At 62.0% G+C, this 19,138-nt stretch carries 14 protein-coding genes; 12 read left to right on the forward strand and 2 right to left on the reverse strand.

The window, feature by feature from the left end:
* Nucleotides 1-19: 19 nt before the first annotated feature.
* From JWP26_RS03595 to JWP26_RS03620, 6 genes are read left to right on the forward strand one after another with little or no spacing between them, the layout of a single operon-like run.
* The gene (locus JWP26_RS03595) at nucleotides 20-991 is read left to right on the forward strand and encodes a carbohydrate ABC transporter permease (protein ID WP_299723581.1); all 972 of its coding nucleotides are present in this window, start codon (nucleotides 20-22) and stop codon (nucleotides 989-991) included.
* A gap of 4 nt (nucleotides 992-995) precedes the next feature.
* Entirely contained in the window at nucleotides 996-1,856 is an 861-nt protein-coding gene (locus tag JWP26_RS03600) for a carbohydrate ABC transporter permease (RefSeq protein ID WP_299723584.1), read from the forward strand.
* 3 nt (nucleotides 1,857-1,859) lie between these two features.
* Nucleotides 1,860-3,326, forward strand: a complete 1,467-nt coding sequence (locus tag JWP26_RS03605; protein WP_299723587.1) for a hypothetical protein — start codon at nucleotides 1,860-1,862, stop codon at nucleotides 3,324-3,326.
* A 39-nt stretch (nucleotides 3,327-3,365) separates the two neighbouring features.
* A complete protein-coding gene (locus JWP26_RS03610; RefSeq protein WP_299723590.1) occupies nucleotides 3,366-4,241 on the forward strand; it encodes an aldo/keto reductase in 876 nt (291 codons plus the stop codon).
* Complete coding sequence (locus JWP26_RS03615; protein WP_299723593.1) at nucleotides 4,238-5,203, forward strand: amidohydrolase family protein; 966 nt, start codon at nucleotides 4,238-4,240, stop codon at nucleotides 5,201-5,203. The genes JWP26_RS03610 and JWP26_RS03615 overlap by 4 nt, the downstream gene beginning before the upstream one ends.
* A 9-nt stretch (nucleotides 5,204-5,212) precedes the next feature.
* Nucleotides 5,213-6,280 carry an ABC transporter ATP-binding protein gene (locus JWP26_RS03620; RefSeq protein WP_299723596.1) on the forward strand — a complete coding sequence of 356 codons (1,068 nt, stop codon included), beginning with the start codon at nucleotides 5,213-5,215 and terminating at the stop codon, nucleotides 6,278-6,280.
* Between the two features lie 159 nt (nucleotides 6,281-6,439).
* Here the strand turns inward: JWP26_RS03620 and JWP26_RS03625 are convergent, their stop codons facing one another.
* On the reverse strand, nucleotides 6,440-8,629 hold the full coding sequence (locus JWP26_RS03625; RefSeq protein ID WP_299723599.1) for an alpha-amylase family protein: 2,190 nt from the start codon (nucleotides 8,627-8,629) through the stop codon (nucleotides 6,440-6,442).
* 268 nt (nucleotides 8,630-8,897) lie between these two features.
* Between JWP26_RS03625 and JWP26_RS03630 the strand changes: the two genes are divergently transcribed.
* From JWP26_RS03630 to JWP26_RS03650, 5 genes are all read left to right on the forward strand, one after another.
* Complete coding sequence (locus JWP26_RS03630; protein ID WP_299723602.1) at nucleotides 8,898-10,514, forward strand: ABC transporter substrate-binding protein; 1,617 nt, start codon at nucleotides 8,898-8,900, stop codon at nucleotides 10,512-10,514.
* Between the two features lie 74 nt (nucleotides 10,515-10,588).
* Nucleotides 10,589-13,171 carry a hypothetical protein gene (locus tag JWP26_RS03635; RefSeq protein WP_299723605.1) on the forward strand — a complete coding sequence of 861 codons (2,583 nt, stop codon included), beginning with the start codon at nucleotides 10,589-10,591 and terminating at the stop codon, nucleotides 13,169-13,171.
* Between the two features lie 48 nt (nucleotides 13,172-13,219).
* Nucleotides 13,220-14,158, forward strand: a complete 939-nt coding sequence (locus JWP26_RS03640; RefSeq protein ID WP_299723608.1) for an ABC transporter permease — start codon at nucleotides 13,220-13,222, stop codon at nucleotides 14,156-14,158.
* Nucleotides 14,155-15,039: an ABC transporter permease gene (locus JWP26_RS03645; RefSeq protein ID WP_299723611.1), complete on the forward strand. Its 885-nt coding sequence runs from the start codon at nucleotides 14,155-14,157 to the stop codon at nucleotides 15,037-15,039. Before JWP26_RS03640 ends, JWP26_RS03645 begins: the two co-directional genes overlap by 4 nt.
* Before the next feature lie 15 nt (nucleotides 15,040-15,054).
* Nucleotides 15,055-16,923 (forward strand): ABC transporter ATP-binding protein, encoded by a 1,869-nt coding sequence (locus JWP26_RS03650; protein WP_299723613.1) that lies wholly within the window; start codon nucleotides 15,055-15,057, stop codon nucleotides 16,921-16,923.
* On the opposite strand, the gene JWP26_RS03655 is transcribed toward JWP26_RS03650, so the two are convergent.
* Complete coding sequence (locus tag JWP26_RS03655) at nucleotides 16,920-18,035, reverse strand: LacI family DNA-binding transcriptional regulator (RefSeq protein WP_299723616.1); 1,116 nt, start codon at nucleotides 18,033-18,035, stop codon at nucleotides 16,920-16,922. The two genes, JWP26_RS03650 and JWP26_RS03655, sit on opposite strands and share 4 nt — an antisense overlap.
* A 292-nt stretch (nucleotides 18,036-18,327) precedes the next feature.
* Here JWP26_RS03655 and JWP26_RS03660 point away from each other — a divergent pair, with 292 nt between their 5' ends.
* The gene (locus tag JWP26_RS03660; protein WP_299723619.1) at nucleotides 18,328-19,122 is read left to right on the forward strand and encodes an IclR family transcriptional regulator; all 795 of its coding nucleotides are present in this window, start codon (nucleotides 18,328-18,330) and stop codon (nucleotides 19,120-19,122) included.
* Nucleotides 19,123-19,138 lie beyond the last annotated feature (16 nt).

Raw genomic sequence — 19,138 nt, forward strand, 5'->3', positions numbered from 1 at the left:
CAGACAAATTGATTGGCCGATGACGCCTTCACCCACGCCCACAAGTACCGACGCGCTGCCGCCGCCCAAGACCAGCTTGGCTAAGGCGCGACCACGCGGCCGCAATATCCTGTCGGAGAACGCCTGGGGCTTTCTGTTCCTGGCGCCATGGATCATCGGCATGGTGTTTTTCATGGCGGGGCCGACGCTGGTATCGTTCTATCTGTCCTTCACCAGCTTCAACCTGCTGGAGCCGCCCGAGTGGATCGCGGCCAAAAACTACGTTCGCCTGTTCACCCAGGATGGCCGCTATCTTAGTGCCTTGCGGGTGACGTTCACCTATGTGGCACTGGCGGTGCCCCTCAATTTGGCATTCGCGCTGGCGCTCGCAATGGTCCTCAATGCCAAGATCAAGGGACTGGGGATTTACCGGGCCACCTATTACATTCCGTCCCTGCTGGGCGGCAGCGTCGCCATCGCCATCCTGTGGCGGCAGGTGTTCGGCTTTGACGGCATCGTCAGCCAGGCGCTGGCAGTGTTCGGAATCCAGGGTTCGAGCTGGGTGTCCTCGCCGTCGCAGGCGCTGTGGACCTTGATCATCCTGCATGTGTGGCAGTTCGGCTCGCCGATGATCATCTTCCTGGCTGGTCTCAAGCAAATTCCGGTGGAGCTGTATGAGGCGGCATCGGTCGACGGGGCCGGGCCCTGGCGCAAGTTCTGGATGATCACGGTGCCGATGCTGACCCCGGTCATCTTCTTCAACCTGATCCTGCAGATCATCAACTCGTTCCAGGCCTTCACGCCGGCTTTCATCGTCAGTGGCGGCAGCGGGGGGCCGCTGGATTCGACGCTGTTCTATACGCTTTACCTTTACCTGCAGGGCTTCGCCAACTTCCGCATGGGCTACGCCTCGGCGATGGCATGGGTGCTGCTGGTGATCATCGGCGTGCTCACGGCCCTGGCCTTCCTCAGCAGCCGATACTGGGTCCATTATGACGACAGCGCGAAGTAAACCCATGGTCACTACCGCCCGCCCGCGCACCAAAAAGCCGAACTACCACTGGATGCTGCATGCGGGCTTGATCGCAGGGGCGGTGCTGATGCTCTATCCGCTGCTGTGGATGATCGGCAGTTCGTTCAAGCCGGAAGGGCAGATCTTCTCCGATCTAAATCCCATCCCGCAGAGCCTGGATTTCTCCAATTATATCAAGGGCTGGACGCTGGGGACGGGGGTGTCGTTCACGACCTTCTATCTCAACTCGTTCATGATCTGCGCTGGCGCCATCGTGGGCAACCTGTTCTCGTGCTCGCTGGCCGCCTATGCGTTTGCCCGCATCAACTTCAAGTTCAAGCCGGTGCTGTTTGCACTGATGCTGGGCACGTTGATGCTGCCCTTCCACGTCATCGTGGTGCCGCAATATATCATCTTCAACACGCTGGGCTGGACCAATTCCTTCCTGCCGCTGATCGTGCCCAAGTTCTTCGCCGTCGATGCCTTTTTCATTTTCCTGATGGTGCAGTTTATCCGCGGCATTCCGGTGGAGCTGGAGCAGGCCGCCATGGTGGATGGCTGCAACAGGGGGCAGACCTTCCTGCTGATCATCCTGCCGCTGCTGACCCCGGCTTTGGTGACCACCACGATCTTCACCTTCATCTGGACCTATAACGACTTTTTCGGCCAGCTTTTGTATCTCAACAACGAGCGCAAATACACGGTGGCGCTGGGCCTGCGGCAGTTCCTTGATGCGTCGGGGCAATCCTCGTGGGGTGCCATGTTCGCCATGACGACACTGTCGTTGCTGCCGGTCTTTGTGATCTTCCTGTTCTTCCAAAAGCGACTGGTGGACGGCATAGCCACCACTGGCCTCAAAGGTTGAGATATGGCTGACAAGCTCATCGGCATTCAAATCGGCGCCGTCTCTTTCCAGGACGAAGGCGTGGGCGCGGTGCTCGACACGGTGCAGCAGCGCGCCGGTGTCAACGCCGTATTCCTCGCAACCCCTACCTGGAACCGCGCCACCGGCGGTCGTGCCAGACCGGGCTTCGTTCCACCGGACCATGGCAGTACGCAGCCAGATCCCGAATGGCTGGGCGGCAATTACGCGACAGTCCATCCCCAATTTTACGGCAATACTGTTTTGGGCGGCGCAGGCCGCGCGCCGGAATATCCCGGCTGGGACATGCTGGCCGATGTTATCCCCCAGGCTAAGGCGCGGGGCATCAAGGCATTCGCCTATTTCGACGAAAGCAGCCATGCGCGCCATCTGCGCAGCTATCCCAATTTCCTCAAATGCCTAGAGGTCGATATCTGGAACAAGCCGGGCCGCCGGCCCTGCTTCAACAATCCCGATTATCGCAATTGGGTGCTTGGCGTGGTCGAGGACTATGTGAAGAGCTATCCGCTCGATGGGCTGATGTTCTCCTCGGCTCGGCCCGGGCCGCTCGACCGGCTGATCCAGGAGCCGACGCGGCAGGGGCTCGGCCTCGCCGTCTGTTACTGCGAGCATTGCAAGGCCAAGGCCGCCGAACGGGGCGTTGACTGGCGCCGCGCGCAGGAAGGCTATCGCAAGCTGGTGCTATGGAACGCGGCGATTTCGGAGGGCAAGCGGCCGGCCGATGGAGCCTTCGTCACCTTCTGGCGCCTGTTGCTGACCTATCCGGAACTGCTGTCCTGGCAATCGCTTTGGGCTGATGGGCAGCATCAACTATATCGCGACATGATCGGCACGGTGCGCGCCTACAGGCCGGATATGAAGGTGGGCTGGGACCTCTATCACAACCTGTCATTCAGTCCGTTCTACCGCGCGGGGCAGAACTTCGCCGATCTCAGCCACATCGCCGATTTCATCAAGGTCTCGACCTACCACACCAGCGCCGGGCCGCGGTTTTTCACCTTCGTCAACGCCATCAGCAAAGCCATATTCGGCGATGCCGAGCCGGCGTTTGTCTATCCGCTCCTGCTCAAAATGCTGGGATTGGAGGAGGGGCCATTGGCAGACCTCCCCACCACCGGTTTTTCCGCCGACTCCGTGCGCCGCGAGGTGCAGCGTGCAGTCATCGGCAGCGAGGGGCGCGGCATGATCTATGCGGGCATCGATGTCGATATTCCGGTGGGACAGCCGGCGGAAGTGGGATCGCCGCCACCCAATCCCGGCGATTTGTCGATGATCGACGGCGACATCACCACCGGTCCTGATCTGATCAAGACGACGCCCGAGCGGGTGACGGCAGCTGTGCTGGCGGCGTTCGAGGGTGGGGCGCAGGGCATCGTGCTCAGCCGGAAGTATGCGGAGATGCGGCTCGACAACCTTTCGGGCGTCGGCGCGGCGCTGGCGCAAATGGCCTAACCGGCGGGTCTTTAGCCGCCGCCAGAATTGGAAACGCAGATGCAAAAAATCAAATTGGGCCGGACCAGACTGAACGTGTCGAGGATCGCCCTGGGTGGCTATCCGTTTGGTGGCGTCAACAAGGCCAATGACTGGGACCCGTGGTCGGAAGCGGGCAAGCGCACCGCCATCGGCACGGTCAATCACGCCATTGATCGCGGCATCAATTATGTCGATACCGCGCCGGGCTATGGCGAGGGCAATAGCGAGCGGATCATCGGCGAGGTGATGAAAACCCGGCGTGACGAGGTGGTGCTGGCCACCAAGGTGCGCTGGGAGAAGATGAGCAAGCAGGCCGTCATCAACAGTGTCCATGAAAGCCTGTCGCGGCTGCAAACCGACCATCTCGATATCGTGCAGTTCCACGGCGGCATGTTCACTGCGGCCGATTATGCCCAAGTGGTGGATGGCGGCCCGCTCGAAGCGTTGGTGGACCTCAAGGCGCAAGGCAAGATCGGCTTTATCGGGCTGACCGCCGAGGAGCCGTGGACCGCGATCCAGTTCCTCGCGCACCCGGAAATCGACGTCTATCAACTGGCCTATAATTTCATCTACCAGCACGCCGCCAAGCACATGCTGATCGATGCGCATGCCGCCAATGTCGGCGTCGTCACCATGCGCACCATGACCTCGGGCATCCTGCAACGGGCGGCAAAGTATCTGGCGCCGGAGTGGCAATCGGCGAGGGACCTGTTCCAGGTGTCGCTGGAATTCGTTTTGTCGGACAGCCGGGTGCATTCGGCCATTGTGGGGATGCGCTGGCCGTCCGAGGTCGATCTCAATGTCGATCTGGTCGAGAACTTCAAGCCGCAATTCGATTTTGCCGAGCTGCCGCGCATGACCGCTCATGTTTATCAGGCGGAGGATGCCGAGTGAGCGGGACATTGCCCATCATCGATGCCTATGCCCATGTCGGCCTGCCGCGCTTCCAGAGTGTGGGGCACTACGAGGGGGTGATGCAGCGCAGCGGCATTGGCCAGGCGGTGCTGTGCTCGTTCGACAGCTCGCCCGATTTTGCGCCGATACATGAGGCGTTCAGCGCGGATCCGCAACGGTTCCGAGGCATCGGCGTGCCCCTTGGCAATGACCGAGCCGAAATGGAAGCGGCGGCAAGGGCGCAACTGGAGGCCGGGTTCAGCGCCTTGCGGCTGACCGAAAGCGACCTCACCGAACGGCCCTGGCTGCTGGAGCTGCCGGCGCAGTATAGGCGCATTGCGGTGGTCGTTGGCGCGGTGTCGTCCGAAACCTGTGCCCGTATCCTGGTGGATAGCCTCGATCGTTATCCGGAGCTGACTGTTATTGGCGGACATTTTGCCGGCATGGGAAGCCCGGCGTTGCTGTCCTCCGGACCGGCGGCGGCGCTGTTCGCCCATCCGCGCTTCAATGTCGTGTTTTCCCGCCATGGTGGGTTTGAACCCTCCGCGCTCAAGGCCTGGAGCGAAGCGGTGCTGGCCAGGACTGGATGGTCGCGGCTGCTGTGGGGGTCGGAAGCGCCGGTGATGTTCTGGCGCAACGAGACGATGGCCACGGCCATCGGCTGGATCGATTGGCTCGCGCCGAGCGCCAAAGAGCGAGACGAGTTCTTTTCCAGCAATACGCAGCGCCTGTTTTTTTCCGAGCCGCTCGTGGTCGCGCCATTGCACCTGCCGTTCGATCCGGCAGAGCGAGCGCGGCCAATTCCAGCGGGGCTGTGGGCCAATGGCCTGCCGTTCGATCAGGAATTGGCGGGACGCCTCGTGGCCGATTGGCTGGCCGCGGGTGGCGGAGGCCGGCTGGGCGATCATCTGCAAACCGTGCTGGCGCGGGCTTTGCCGCCGCTGCCCACCAAAAAGCTTTAGGAGACGCACATGGCCACCGTCCAAATTCGCGACGTGCTCAAGAGCTACGGCACGCTGCAAGTCATTCACGGGATTTCCCTCGACATCGCCGACGGGCAATTCGTGGCGCTGGTGGGTCCATCCGGCTGTGGCAAGTCTACGCTGCTGCGAATGATCGCGGGCCTTGAGGAGATCAGCGGCGGCGATGTCGAGATCGGCGAGGTGATCGTCAACGATTTGCCGCCCAAGGACCGCGACATCGCTATGGTGTTCCAGAACTACGCGCTCTATCCGCACATGACAGTGGCCCAGAATATGGGCTTTTCCCTGCGCATGCAGGGGATATCAAAGGCCGAAATCCGCGCCAAGGTGGAACGGGCAGCCGAGATCCTGGGCCTGCAGCAATTGCTTGATCGTCATCCCAGGCACCTGTCCGGCGGGCAGCGCCAGCGCGTTGCCATGGGGCGCGCCATCGTGCGGGCGCCGCAAGTGTTCCTGTTCGACGAACCGCTCAGCAACCTCGATGCCAAATTGCGCGTACAGATGCGCAGTGAGATCAAGGAGCTGCACCAGCGGCTGCAGACCACAACCGTCTATGTTACCCATGACCAGATCGAGGCCATGACGCTGGCCGATCGCATCGTGGTGCTCAATGCCGGCCGCATCGAGCAGGTGGGCTCTCCGCTTGAACTCTATGACACGCCCGAGACGCTGTTCGTTGCCGGCTTCATCGGCTCGCCGTCCATGAACCTGATCAAGGGCAAGGTCGTCCTTGGTGACAGCCCAACCATCGTCACCACCGATGGCGTCAGCCTGCCGCTCCCGCTCGTGTCGGGCCTGGAAGCAGGCAGCGAGATAACCTACGGATTTCGTCCTGAGCATTTGAGCATCGACCCTTCGGGCATGAAAGCCACGGTGGTGGTCATCGAGCCAACCGGATCGGAAACCCAGGTCAATGCCCGGTTTGGCACTACCCCCATCACTGCGATCTTCCGCGATCGTGTCGACTTTCGTCCAGGCGACAGCGTTCCGCTCCTGCCTGACAACAAGCGGGCTCATGTTTTTGACACCCTGACCGGCCAGCGGCTGCACGCCTGAGGCCGTCACTCTCGAGCCGACCCGGAGCCGTCGTCTGCTGGAAACAGCGGCGACTGCATCTTTTGCCGTCGATGTGCTTGTATAGGCCGACCTAGCCCAAAACGAGCGAACCCGCCACCAGGGCGGGTTCCTAGAGCGCGTCGTCGGTAAGCTCCTGGCTTAGTCGACGTCGACCACGACGACCTCATGATCCAGGATTTCATCCACCACGAAGACCAGTTCATCGCCTTGCGCCGTGGCCGGGATCGATTTGCCGGCGACGCGGAGCTTGACCGATGGCGCTTTCGTGCCCTCGACCCGCAGCCGCACTTCGACTGGCCCGATCGGCACGAGATCGTACTGACGGCCAGGGACGCGGGACAGCAACAGGCGGTTGTTTAGGTGCAGAATGCGCTTGCCTTGCTGTTCGTAAAGGTCGGCAGTGATTACGCCGTGCCCACCTGAGATCGCAACCTGGGAGCGATTGCCCAACGCCCAGCGGATGGCGTTGGAAAACAGCATGGCGTGTTCCAACTGGTCGTCCCGAGCAAAGCAGCGGTCGAGATCGGCCACGAACCACACCAGTTTGCCACCGGACGGCGCTTGCTTGACGGTGATTGCCGGCAGGTCTGTGCGTGGCGTACGCATCCAGGATGTTTCCGGAGGAAAGATCGGAAAATCGGGAATGAAAGTCGCGAGGACTTCGACATCGTCATCTATCGAAACGACCGGTAGATAGCCGCCGAAGGGGATCGTATCGGCAGACTCGAGGCCTTTGAGGATCGGATGCCGTTGTGCCGATTGAGCGGGAGCCGTGTCGTCCTTGGGACCGTAAACGCCGCTGCGCAATTCGGGAGCCAGCCTCAGGTAGGTATGGCGGGCATGCGTTTCGAGGTTACCGCTGATGCCATCGAACGCGCCATGGCTGCCGGCCTGGCGGTGCACGCCGAACAGGTCGGCCAGCGCGAAATCGGCGCGGGCCTCGCCGTCGGCGTCGAACAGGGTGGATTCCGAGGTGGCGATCACCGAGCCGCCATTGGCAACGAAGCTGCGAACATGGCCCAACTGCGCATCCGACAGCGTGCCGAAATTGGGCAAGACCAGAACGCCGAAGCGCTTGCCGGCGGTTTCGATGTCATCGGCATGGAGCGGCATATAGGTGATGCCGAACCGGTCGAGTGCTTTGACCACGCCGCGATAGGGCGCCAGCGTCTTGTCGGGGGCTCGGTCACGGCCGAAATAATCGTGGTTCTGCTGCGACCAGACGACGCCGACATCGGCAATGGGCCGACGATTGACCAGAATGTCTTGATTGGCCTCGTGCCAGCGAAAGATAGGCTCTGCTGTCTTGTATTGGCGGCGATCCTCGTGCGAGGCGCCGATGTGATGCCACCACGGCTGGATGCCGCCGGCAAAGCCGGAGGTGGACCACAGCCGCACTTCGGAGGTTGGCATGCTAGCCAGCCGGAAAGCGGGCGCGCCCAATTGGTATTGCGGCATAGATTCAGGGATCAGCGTGTCCCAGCCTGCCAGTTCGTGCAGGCGCTTGCCGGCCTCGGTGTTCTGCTCGAACCCGTCGACCGCGTTGCGTCGCTGATGGTCCAGCATGACGATCGCGCCGCGCTTGAGAATGGCTTGCAAATCGATGAAGCGGCTCGAGTTATTGAGCACTTCGCCGCTGATCATGCCCATCCAGGCGCAGTCGTCTCCACCAGCCTTGCTGGTCACACGGTTGTTGAGTTCCCAGATGTCAGTCCGGCGCTGGAAGTTCCATTTGATCCAGTCGCGATAAGCAACGTCGGACCAATCATGGGCGCGGGGCAGGGTCTTGCCGGCATAGTCGGAGAACTGGGTCTTGCAATGCTCGCAATAGCAGATATTGGCGCGTGGCAGGCCGGCCCAGCTGTTGTCGGCAAAGCCGACTGGCTGGCTGCGCTCGATGATTTCTTCCATCACCGCCGGCAGATATTCTGTGTAATAAGGCGAGCCGATGCAGGTGACGTATTTGTCCGCCTGACGATAGGGCTTTCCGTCGATGTCGAGGCAGATCCAGTCTGGATGAGCCTCGTAAAAATCCTGGGCGACCCGGTTGGAGTCCATTCGCGCAATCACCTTGATACCCTCTTCGCGGGCTACCTTGACGATCTCGCCATAGAGATCGCGGTCGCCGAGCTTTTCGGCACGGTGATGCAGGGGGAACTTGGAGGGATAGTAGGCGACGATACCGCCGGCATTGACGATGATGCCCTGGACCCGCGTCTTGAGCCAATGTTCACGCCAGAAGTCCACATCATACCGGGCCGGGTCGCACTCGACCAGATTGGTCTGGCCCCACCGCAGGGTGGTCCGGTACCAGGGTTGCTCGCTCATAGTTGTCCTCCGCTTGCACTTGCGCGTTATTCGTCACGCTTAGCGGAATCAAAACCGGCTGTGCGGCCTCTTCACTTGCACTTTCCACGATACGGAAGAGCCGCACGCGGTTTCAGGCTGACCTTCCACCATACGGAAAACCGGGGCGTCTCGCCTTGACGCAGGTGTCTTGCCGGCTACTGCTCACCCGTTATGCCGCATCTCGTTTGTTTATATCGCGCGCCAATGACGCGAAAAACGGTCGCCGGCTTGTAACGGGAGGACAGAAATGAACGTCAATAGACGCACGTTTATCGCCGGAACGACCGCAGCCATGGCAAGTGCCAGCCTGCTCTCGGCCATGACCGGCAGGGCATTTGCACAGGGCACCGATACGCTCAAGATTGCCTTCGGCGCCCGCGGCCTGCGCACGATCGATCCGCATAAGTCGATCCAGGGTGTCGACAACTGGGCGATCATCGCCATCTACGACAAACTGGTTGATCTGCCACGCTGGCAGTTCCCGGCGACCGTTGATGACTTGGTCCCACGCTTGGCCTTGAACTGGGAGGGTTCCCCGGATTCCAAAACTTGGACCATCAAATTGCGCGAGGGCGTGAAGTGGCACAAGGGATATGGCGTGATGACGTCCGAGGACGTCAAGTTCACCTTTGATCGCGTGACTGATGCCGTTCGCGTCGGCGGCGTGCGGGCCAAGTTCACCAATATTGCCAGCACCGATGCTCCTGATCCAGCCACCGTCGTGTTTAACCTGAAGCAGCCCGACCCGCTGTTCATGCTGGGTGTGCTCAGTGACTATGATGGCGCCATCATGTGCAAGAAGGCGATCGAGGAAAAGGGCGAGGAGCCAATCGGCACCGATCCCATCGGCACCGGCGTGTATCAGCTCGAAAGCGTGGCGCAGGACCCCTCGCAGGGCATCATGCTGACCGCCAATACCGAATATTGGGACACGCCGGCGGCCACGCCCAAGCTGCAATGCGTCTACATCGCCGATACCACTGCGCGCACCCTGGCGATCCTGTCTGGCGACGTGCACATGATTGAGGGCGTGCGCGCCCCCGGCTGGGCGGATTCGATGACCCAGCGGGATCCGGGCCTTATCTTCGATGTGGTCAGCCCAGGCAGCTTCTTCACGGTTCAGTTTAACCTGACCGTCAAGCCGTTCGACGATATTCGTGTCCGTCAGGCGCTGTTCTACGCGATCGATCGTGATGAAATCACCACGGCGATTGCCCCGATCAGCAAGCGCACCTATGGGCTCAACCCGCCATCGTTTCCCGGAGGCTTCACTGCCGAGACCATTCCGCCCGAGATCGCCTACAAGTACGATCCGGAAAAGGCCAAGGCGCTGTTGGCCGAAGCCGGCATGCCAGATGGCTTCACCTTCAAGAACGACACCAGCCAGCGCGAGGATTTTTCGGCGATCATGCTGATGATCCAGGACCAGTTGCGCCGCGTCGGCATCAATATGGACCTGAACATCAAGGATCATACCGCCTTCCACGCCGACCAGAACATCGGCACCAACACGCTGAGCCAGCAGTCCTCGGCGATGCCACCGGTTCCCACCCAAGTGATCCTGACCTATCTGGCCAAGGGCGCCGAAGTGACCGCCGACGGCAATGGCGGCGCCAATATGAGCCACTATGGCGTGGCCATTCCGGGCATCGACGACTTGTTGGACAAGGCGCTGGCCGAGCCGGACCTGGATAAGCGTATCGCCATCGTTCAGCAGATCGAGGTCAAGGCCTTAACCGATGCTGTGATCCTGCCGGTCTCCGATAATGGCTTCCTGATCGTGCGCTCGCCCAAGGTCGATCTCGGCTTCGAGGTCGTGTCGGGCTACGTCAACTGGCCGCTGTCGCAAGCCAAGTTCATCTGACGCAAACGCATAATCCGGTTCCGGGCGTTCTGCCCGGGACCGCTTCTGTTGCGGCCCGTATAAGGACGAATTTCATGACTTTAGCCGCCTCGGCCAGCATTGTGCTGCCAGCAGCTTTCGCTACCGATTCAACGGACTCTGTCGCTTGGGCCGCCAGCGAATTGCAGCGCGCTTTGGCGCAGCGCGACGTCGCGGCCGATATCGGGCCAAATGCCGGGCAGGGGCTCGTCATCGAGATCGCCGGCGCGGGTGTTGAGCCCACTCTTGGGGTCCCCGCTGCGCTGCCGGCGGTTGCCGAAGGCATGGCGCTCTATCGGCAGGGCGATCACATCATCGCCTGGGGACATGACGCGCGCGGCATCGTCTATGCGCTGACCGAGCTTGCCGACCGGGTCCGAAATGCGCTGGGGGATGACTTGTTCGCCGGCACGTTCCCGCTGATCGAGCAGCCAACCGCGCGCGTCCGCTCGATGGCCCGCCTGTTCTGCGCCGAGGAAGAAGACAAGGTCTGGTTCTACGACAAGCAGCAATGGCGCGATTACCTGACCATGCTGGCGTCCAACCGCTTCAACCGGTTCGCCCTGACCCTGGGCATGGGCTACAATTATCCCTACCACAATCCCTGGATTTCGGACGTCTACTTCTACTTCCCCTATCCGTTCCTGCTCCAGCTTCCCGGCTATGCCATCGACGTCAAGGAGCTCTCCGCCGAGGAGCGCGACGCCAATCTCGACATGCTGAAGTTCATTGGGCGCGAAGCGGCGAAACGCGGGCTGGAGTTCCAGCTGGCGCTGTGGACACAACGCTACGATTTCGACGACGTCCCCAATGCCAACTACACCGTGCGCGGGGTGACGGCGGACAATCTGGCGCCCTATTGTCGTGACTCCATCACCAAACTGCTGCTCGAAGTCCCTGAAATCACCGGCATGACCTTCCGCGTCCATGTCGAGGGCGGCATTGCCGAGGGCGATTACGCGTTTTGGGAACAGGCGTTTGCCGGCGTCGCTGCGGCCGGCCGGCCGGTCGAGATCGACATGCATGGCAAGGGGCTCGATCATAAAATGATCGCGGTGGCGCGTGCCTCGGGCATGCCCATCGCGGCCTCGCCGAAATACCTGGCCGAGCATATGGGCCCGCCGTACCACCAGTCGGCGATCCGCAATAAGGAATACCCGCCCGAGGTGGCGCGCAGCGAACGCGAACAGCTCAGCGAAGGCTCGCGCAAGTTCCTGCGCTATTCCTATGGCGATCTGCTGACCAAGACCAAGGACTACAAGGTCATCTACCGCATCTGGGCCGGCACGCAGCGCGTCCTGCTATGGGGCGATCCGGTATTCGCCGCTGGCTATGGCCGCAGTTCGATGTTCGCCGGTTCCGACGGGGTGGAGTGGTGCGAGCCCCAAAGCTTCAAGGGCCGCATGGGCACCGGCGTTCCGGGCCAGCGCTTCACCTATCAAAAGCACGGCATGCCGACCAAGCAGGACTGGCGCAAATACGACTATCAGTACCGCGTCTGGGGCCGGCTGCTCTACAACCCGGACGCGCCGCGCGAAAGCTGGATGCGCTGGCTGGAGCGCGAATGCGGCGACGTCGCCGAGTTGTGCGAACAGGGCCTGTCCTGGGCCAGCCGCGTACTGCCGCTGATCACCCTGGCGCATGGGCCATCGGCGTCCAACAATCACTATTGGCCCGAAGTCTATACCAACCTTGGTTTCATCGACGGCTCGGGCAAGCGTGCCTATGGCTTCGACATGGAAGGCCCCGTCCGCTTCGGCAATGCGCCGACCTTCGACTCCGCCCTGTTTGCCAGCGCCCGCGAATATGCCGAGCTGCTACTCGCCGGCGAGAAGTCGCACCGCTATACGCCGCTCGATGTGGCCGACTGGCTCGACGACATGGCCGAGGGTTGCGAGACGGCGTTGACCAAGGCGCGCCGCTCAGCCGATTTCGGCCGGGCCGAGGTGCAACGCATCCTCACTGACGTGCAAATCCTGGGCGGTATCGCCCGGCACTTCGCCGAGAAATTCCGCGCCGCCTGCTGGGCGGAGCTGTTTGTTGCCACCAAAGTGTCGTCGCTGATCGAGCCAGTGCTGGATCACGCCCGGCGCTCCGTGCTGGCCTGGGAGGGGATCGCGGCGGTGTCGCGCGATCTCTATCACGACGACATGACCTATGGTCCGCAGAGCTGGCTGCGGGGCTCGTGGCATTCGCGCCTGCCCGAAATGCAGGCCGAACTGCTCGATATCGAAGCCATGCGCGGTGGCGGCAAGACGGAGTCAGTGCAGCCGGACGCCGCAACCCTGAATGCCATTGCGGCGCTCAAGGGACGGCGCAAGACCCTGGCCGATCCGATCACGGTTGGCTCTGACAAGAGCTTCGTCGGCGGAAAACCGTTCGCTGTGTCGGTGCAGACCGATGCCGATGCGGCGCCGGTCCTGCACTACCGCCACATCAATCAGGCGGAGCGCTGGAAGTCCGTGCCGATGCAGCCTCGCGAAGGCGGCTATGGCGCCGAAATTCCCGCAGCCTACACCGAGGGCGATTTCCATATGCAGTACTTCATCAGCCTGACCCGCAAGGGCCAGTCGGTGCTGGTGCCGGGGCTGGAGCGCAATCTGGCGAACGAACCCTATTATACCGCGCTGCAAACCTAGCAGCGCGTTCGGAAATACCGCCGCAGAGCGGCGCGGGAGGCAAGGACAATGGGACGCTATCTCTTAATTCGTCTGGCGGATGCGATACCGACCATTTTCCTGGTCCTGCTGCTGGTGTTCATCGCCATGCGCATCCTGCCGGGCGATCCGGCCATTGCCGCGCTTGGCGATATGGCGACCGCCGAGCAGTTGCAGATGTTCCGCGAAAAGATGGGCCTCAATGCCCCGCTCTGGATGCAGTTCATCAACTTCGTCTGGGGCGTGCTGACCCTCAACATGGGCACCTCGATGATGAGCAACCAGAGCGTTGTGGGCCTGGTGCTCTACAATCTGCCCTATACGATCGAGTTGACCCTCGTCGCCATGCTCATGGGCCTCACCGCCGGCGTTCCTCTGGGCGTGCTCGCGGCGACCCACCGGAACAAATTGCCCGATAGCGGCGTGCGGGTGTTCTCGCTGATCGGCTACGCTGTGCCCGATTTCTATCTCGGCGCGCTGCTGCTGATCGTCTTCGCCCTCAACCTGCACTGGTTCCCCATCAATGGCGGCGGCGAGGGCTTCGTCGATCGGATGTACCATGTGTTCCTGCCGGCGCTGACGCTGGCCATGGTCAAGGCGGCGTTCATCGGCCGGCTGACCCGCACCTCGCTGCTTGAAGTGCTGAGCAAGGACTATATCCGCACCGCCCGCGCCAAGGGCGCCAAGGAAAACCGCGTCATCTACCGCCACGGCCTGCGCAATGCGCTGCTGCCGCTGACCACCGGCCTGGGCCTGAGCCTCTTGGCGACGCTCTCAGGATCGGTGGCTATCGAGATGGTGTTCAACCGCCCGGGCATCGGCAAGCTGCTGATCGGGGCCATCGCCGAACGCGACTACGCGGTAATCCAGGGTGGCGTCGTGGTGTTCGCGATGTTCGTCGTGGTGATCAACCTGCTGATGGACCTGCTCTACATCGTTGTCGATCCGCGCATCCGGGTGAACTCATGAGCATTATCGCAGATCCCGTTCCGGAGCTGGTGGAGCGCGGTCCGGGGCGCTTCGACTTCCTGCGTCGCGCGCTGTTCGGGCGTCCGGCCACCATTGTCGCCGTGGGCATCATCGCCGCCTTCGTGGTCATCGCCGCGCTGGCGCCGATCCTGGCGCCATACGATCCGCTGACGCAGTCCATGCTGCGCATCAACAAGCCGCCGAGCTGGCAGAACTGGCTGGGAACCGACCAGTTTGGCCGCGATGTGCTGAGCCGCATGATCTATGGCTCGCGCAATTCGCTATTGTTCGGGCTGATCTCGCCGTTCCTGGCCGCGATCTTCGGCACCACCTTGGGTGTCATCGCCGGCTATTTCGGCGGTATTATCGATCGCGTCATCTCGCGCGTTGTCGACCTCCTGCTCGCCTTTCCCGAACTGCTGCTGGCGATCATGATCGCGGCCGTTCTGGGCGGCGGGTTCTGGAACGTCATCGTCGTGATCACCGTGGCCTTCATTCCCGGTTTTGCCCGGGTCGCCCGGGCGCAGACCCTGTCGGTCAAGCAAGACCCCTATGTCGAGGCCGCCATCGCTATCGGCGTGCGCACGCCGGTGATCATCTTCCGCCATATCGTTCCGAACATCATGGCCCCGATCATCGTGCTGATGATGCTGTGGGTGGCCTCGGCCATCCGGCTGGAAGCGTCGTTGAGCTTTCTGGGCATCGGCACGCAGGCGCCCAATCCGAGCTGGGGCAATATCATCCGCGACGGGCTGAATAACCTCTTCGGTTCGCCCTGGCCGATCATCGGGGCCGGCGCCGCCATTACCCTGGTCGTATTGGCCTTCAACCTCATTGGCGACGCGGTCCGCGATGCGCTCGATCCGTCCACAGTTCAGTAAGAAGCGGGAAGTCCCATGAGCGACATCACTGCCGCCCCTGCCAGCACTCCCGTCGACAAGACCGGCCTGGCCTTGTCGGTGCGGGACCTGCGCACCTCGTTTCTGACCAAGACCGGCTGGATCGAGATCGTCAAAGGCATCTCGTTCGACGTGGCGCCGCGCGAGACCGTGGCCGTTGTCGGCGAATCCGGTTCCGGCAAGAGCGTCACCGCTCTGTCCATTATGCGCCTGCTCGACCCCGAGCAAAGCCGGATGACTGGCTCCGTCACGCTGGGTGGCCGCGAACTGCTGACCCTGCCCGAAGACGAAATGCGCCAGGTGCGCGGGCGGCAGATCGGCATGGTGTTCCAGGAGGCCATGACCAGCCTCAACCCGCTGGCCACGGTCGGCAACCAGATCGCCGAGGCGCTGACCGTTCACGGCCGCCTGTCTGGCGCCGCCGCCGATGCCGAGGCCCTGCGCCTCTTGGAGCGGGTCCGCATTCCGGCCGCGCGCCAACGGGCCAGCGAGTTCCCGCACAATATGAGCGGCGGTATGCGCCAGCGCGTCATGATCGCCATGGCGCTGGCCTGCAAGCCGCAATTGCTGATTGCCGACGAGCCCACCACGGCGCTCGACGTGACCATCCAGGCGCAGATCCTGCAGCTGATCAAGGAATTGCAGCGCGAAGAGGGGATGGGCGTGCTGTTCATCACCCACGACATGGGCGTGGTCGCCGAGATTGCCGACCGCACCGTGGTGATGCTGGCTGGCCAGACCATCGAGCAAGGTGAGACCGCCGACATCTTCGCTACCGCCCAGAACGCCTATACCCGCGCGCTGATTGCCGCGGTGCCGCGCCTTGGATCGATGAAGGGCGACGGCCAGCCCGAGCATTTCCCGGTCATCGAGAAGACCAGCGGCGTGCTGACCAATCCGCCTCCGCGCCCTGACACCGTCGACCGCAAGGTTGCGCCGGTCCTGTCGGTCAAGAACTTAGTCAAGCGCTTCGATCTGTCCTCCGGTCTGTTCGGCGGCATCCATGGCCGGGTCCATGCCGTCGAAAATGTCTCGTTCGACCTGCAGCCCGGCGAGACGCTATCGCTGGTCGGCGAGAGCGGCTGCGGCAAGTCCACGACCGGCCGCGCGATCATGCGCCTGGTCGAGCCGCAGAGCGGCCAGGTCACTCTGAACGGCATCGATATCGTGGGGCTCGACAAGGCCCGCATGCGCGACATGCGGCGCCATATCCAGATGATCTTCCAGGACCCTTTTGCCAGCCTCAATCCGCGCATCCGGGTCGGCGATGCGGTGGCCGAACCCTACCTGACTCACAAACTGGGAACCCGCGAGCAGGCCCGCGCCAAGGTGGCGGAACTGCTGGTGCAAGTGGGGCTCGACCCGGCCGTGGCATCGCGCTACCCGGCGCAGTTTTCCGGCGGCCAGCGTCAGCGCATTTGTATCGCCCGCGCACTGTCGCTCGAGCCCAAGGTCATCGTCGCCGATGAATCCGTTTCTGGCCTCGACGTCTCCATCAAGGCGCAGGTGGTCAATCTGCTGCTCGATCTGCAGCAGAAGTTCGCGCTGTCCTACCTGTTCATTTCTCATGACATGGCCGTTGTCGAGCGCATCAGCCATAAGGTGGCAGTGATGTATCTGGGTGAGATCGTTGAAATGGGCCCGGCCGCCGCGGTGTTCAAAAGTCCGCAGCACCCCTATACCAAGCGCCTGATCGCGGCGGTCCCGGTCCCCGATCCGTCGCGGCGCAACGAGGTTCGCGCAGTTCCCAATGACGAAATCAAGAGCCCGATCCGTGCCGCCGATTACGTCTCCCCACAGCGCCAATACCGCAACGTCTCGCCCGGACATATCGTGCAGCAATGGGGAGAGGATTGGGCAGTCTAGCTTAGCGTAAAAGGAATGTCGCCGGGCGGGGGTACCCCGAGCGTGCCGTTCCGGTCGGTGCTGCCCCGCTTGACGACCTCAAAGCCGAGATCGACGATCCGCTCGCCCACTGGCTCGCCATTGAGCTCGTTGCGCACCGCCTGCATGGCCTGATAGCCACACTGCCAGCGATGGATGCGCACCGATGACATCGCCGGCTGCGCAGCCTCCATGTAGTCGAAGTCATTGAAGCCCGCGATGCCCATCTGGCGCGGCACCTCGACTTGGCAGGAAGCGCATGCGAACAGCGCACCCAGCGCCAGCACGTCATTGTTGCAGAACACCGCGTCGATGCGGGGACCGTTCTCCAAGGCGCGCAACATGAGTTCGCGACCCATCCGGGCGGTGGAGAACTGATGGTAGTCCTTGATCGAACCCTGGCTGGCCGAGGGCTTTTCATTGCCCATCTCGCAGATCAGCTTTGGATCATAGATGCCGGCTTCTTCAAGCGCTTCCACGAAACCCGCCAGCCGCCCCTGGGACCGCGAATTCATCCAGCCGCTGAAAAAGGCAACGCGCTGATAGCCCACATCCAGAAGGTGCTGGGTCATCGCTTTGCCGGCGTGAAAATGGGAAAAACCAATGACCTTGTGGATCGGATCATCGGTAATATCCATGATCTGGATCACCGGGCATCCCGCATTCTCCAGCATCTTGCGCGAGGCAGCGGTCTGCTCGGTGCCGGACACGATGATTGCCGAGGGTTCGTGGCGCAAGATCTCAAAGATCTGCCGCTCTTCCACCTCAACATTGTAGCGCGTATTGGCGATTTCGATCCGCAGCCCGCTATCTTCGACGCCGTCGTAAATGCCGCGCAACACGTCGGAAAAGATGTTCTGAGTCAGCGAGGGCACGAGGACCGCAACGACATTGCTGTGGCTCGACGCCAAGGCCCGCGCATTGAGATTGGGGACATAGTCCAGTTCCCGTACCGCATCGCCAATGGTTTTGCGCAGCGCCTCCGAGACCTGGTCGGGATGGCGCAGTGCGCGCGAGACGGTAATAGCACCCACACCTGCCCGAAAGGCCACGTCGGCTATGGTCGGGCGGCCATTGGATTTACGTTTGCGCATCAGGCGTTGTCGTCTTTCTCGTGCGCGTTGTCGCCACTTGGCATGGAGCGCTATATCCCGGAGCAAGGACGGTCAAGTCCGCTTTACCGGCCTTGTCATCAGGTCTGTCCGCGCACATTCAAACATTGACGAGCAAATTTGGTAGCGCTACCATCTTACTCTGGTAGCGCTACCATAGAACTATGGGAGTGTTAGCATAATGCCAATACTTGGCCAGCGTAGAGCCCGGATTGGCGGCAAGGGGAGAATTTCCGCGATGCGGAAACCGACCCGTCAATGCGGAGGAACGAAAATGGAAACCAATGAGCTCCATGGGCGCGTGCAATCCGTTGATCGGGCAATGGTCTTGCTTGAGGCCCTGAGCAATAACGAGCACGGGCACCGGTTGACGGATCTGTCGCGACAGACCGGTCTGTCGCTGACCACTGTCCACCGGTTGCTCACCACCCTGGAGCAGCGCCGGTTCGTACAATTCACCACGTCGGACAATCTGTGGCATATCGGTCGACAGGCTTTTGCCGTGGGCTCCGCCTATGTGCGGGACCGCAATTTCGCCGCGCCGGCTCTGCCCTTCCTGCGGCGGCTGCGTGATCAGACGCGCGAGACGGCCAATCTGGGCATTGTCGAGGACGGCGAGATCGTCATCATCAACCAGATTGAAAGCCGCGAGATCATGCGGGCCATTTCGCGGGTTGGCGGTCGTACCCCCATGGTGGCCTCTGGCATGGGTAAGGCGGTGCTGGCCAGTTATACCCACGATGACGTCACTTCGGTGGTCAGACGGTGTAGCCTGCGCAAGATCACGCGGACCACGCTGACCAGCCGCGACGCGCTGGATGCGCAACTGAAGGCGGCTCGCCGCGATCGCTACACCGTTGACGACGAGGAGTTCGTATCCGGCCTGAGATGCGTTGCCGCGGCAGTGTATAACGACCAGTCCGAAGTGGTGTGCGCGATCTCCATTTCGGGATTGCTGGCCCGCATGACCTGGGATCGCATTCCCGTGCTCGGCAGGTTGCTGGCCGAGACAGCGCAGCAATTGACGCAGGCGCTGGGCGGCGTGGAACCCACTTTTGCTGCCGATTGACCGGCTGTGCCGCGGC

This window comes from Devosia sp., assembly GCF_028290435.1.
In the GTDB taxonomy this organism is placed as follows: domain Bacteria; phylum Pseudomonadota; class Alphaproteobacteria; order Rhizobiales; family Devosiaceae; genus Devosia.

What these genes read in the sequence shown, in the direction of transcription:
- JWP26_RS03595 (WP_299723581.1), top strand. Translation starts at nt 20, where the DNA reads ATGACGCCTTCACCCACGCCCACAAGTACCGACGCGCTGCCGCCGCCC.
- JWP26_RS03600 (WP_299723584.1), top strand. Translation starts at nt 996, where the DNA reads ATGGTCACTACCGCCCGCCCGCGCACCAAAAAGCCGAACTACCACTGG.
- JWP26_RS03605 (WP_299723587.1), top strand. Translation starts at nt 1,860, where the DNA reads ATGGCTGACAAGCTCATCGGCATTCAAATCGGCGCCGTCTCTTTCCAG.
- JWP26_RS03610 (WP_299723590.1), top strand. Translation starts at nt 3,366, where the DNA reads ATGCAAAAAATCAAATTGGGCCGGACCAGACTGAACGTGTCGAGGATC.
- JWP26_RS03620 (WP_299723596.1), top strand. Translation starts at nt 5,213, where the DNA reads ATGGCCACCGTCCAAATTCGCGACGTGCTCAAGAGCTACGGCACGCTG.
- JWP26_RS03625 (WP_299723599.1), bottom strand. Translation starts at nt 8,629, where the DNA reads ATGAGCGAGCAACCCTGGTACCGGACCACCCTGCGGTGGGGCCAGACC.
- JWP26_RS03630 (WP_299723602.1), top strand. Translation starts at nt 8,898, where the DNA reads ATGAACGTCAATAGACGCACGTTTATCGCCGGAACGACCGCAGCCATG.
- JWP26_RS03635 (WP_299723605.1), top strand. Translation starts at nt 10,589, where the DNA reads ATGACTTTAGCCGCCTCGGCCAGCATTGTGCTGCCAGCAGCTTTCGCT.
- JWP26_RS03640 (WP_299723608.1), top strand. Translation starts at nt 13,220, where the DNA reads ATGGGACGCTATCTCTTAATTCGTCTGGCGGATGCGATACCGACCATT.
- JWP26_RS03645 (WP_299723611.1), top strand. Translation starts at nt 14,155, where the DNA reads ATGAGCATTATCGCAGATCCCGTTCCGGAGCTGGTGGAGCGCGGTCCG.
- JWP26_RS03650 (WP_299723613.1), top strand. Translation starts at nt 15,055, where the DNA reads ATGAGCGACATCACTGCCGCCCCTGCCAGCACTCCCGTCGACAAGACC.
- JWP26_RS03655 (WP_299723616.1), bottom strand. Translation starts at nt 18,035, where the DNA reads ATGCGCAAACGTAAATCCAATGGCCGCCCGACCATAGCCGACGTGGCC.
- JWP26_RS03660 (WP_299723619.1), top strand. Translation starts at nt 18,328, where the DNA reads ATGGAAACCAATGAGCTCCATGGGCGCGTGCAATCCGTTGATCGGGCA.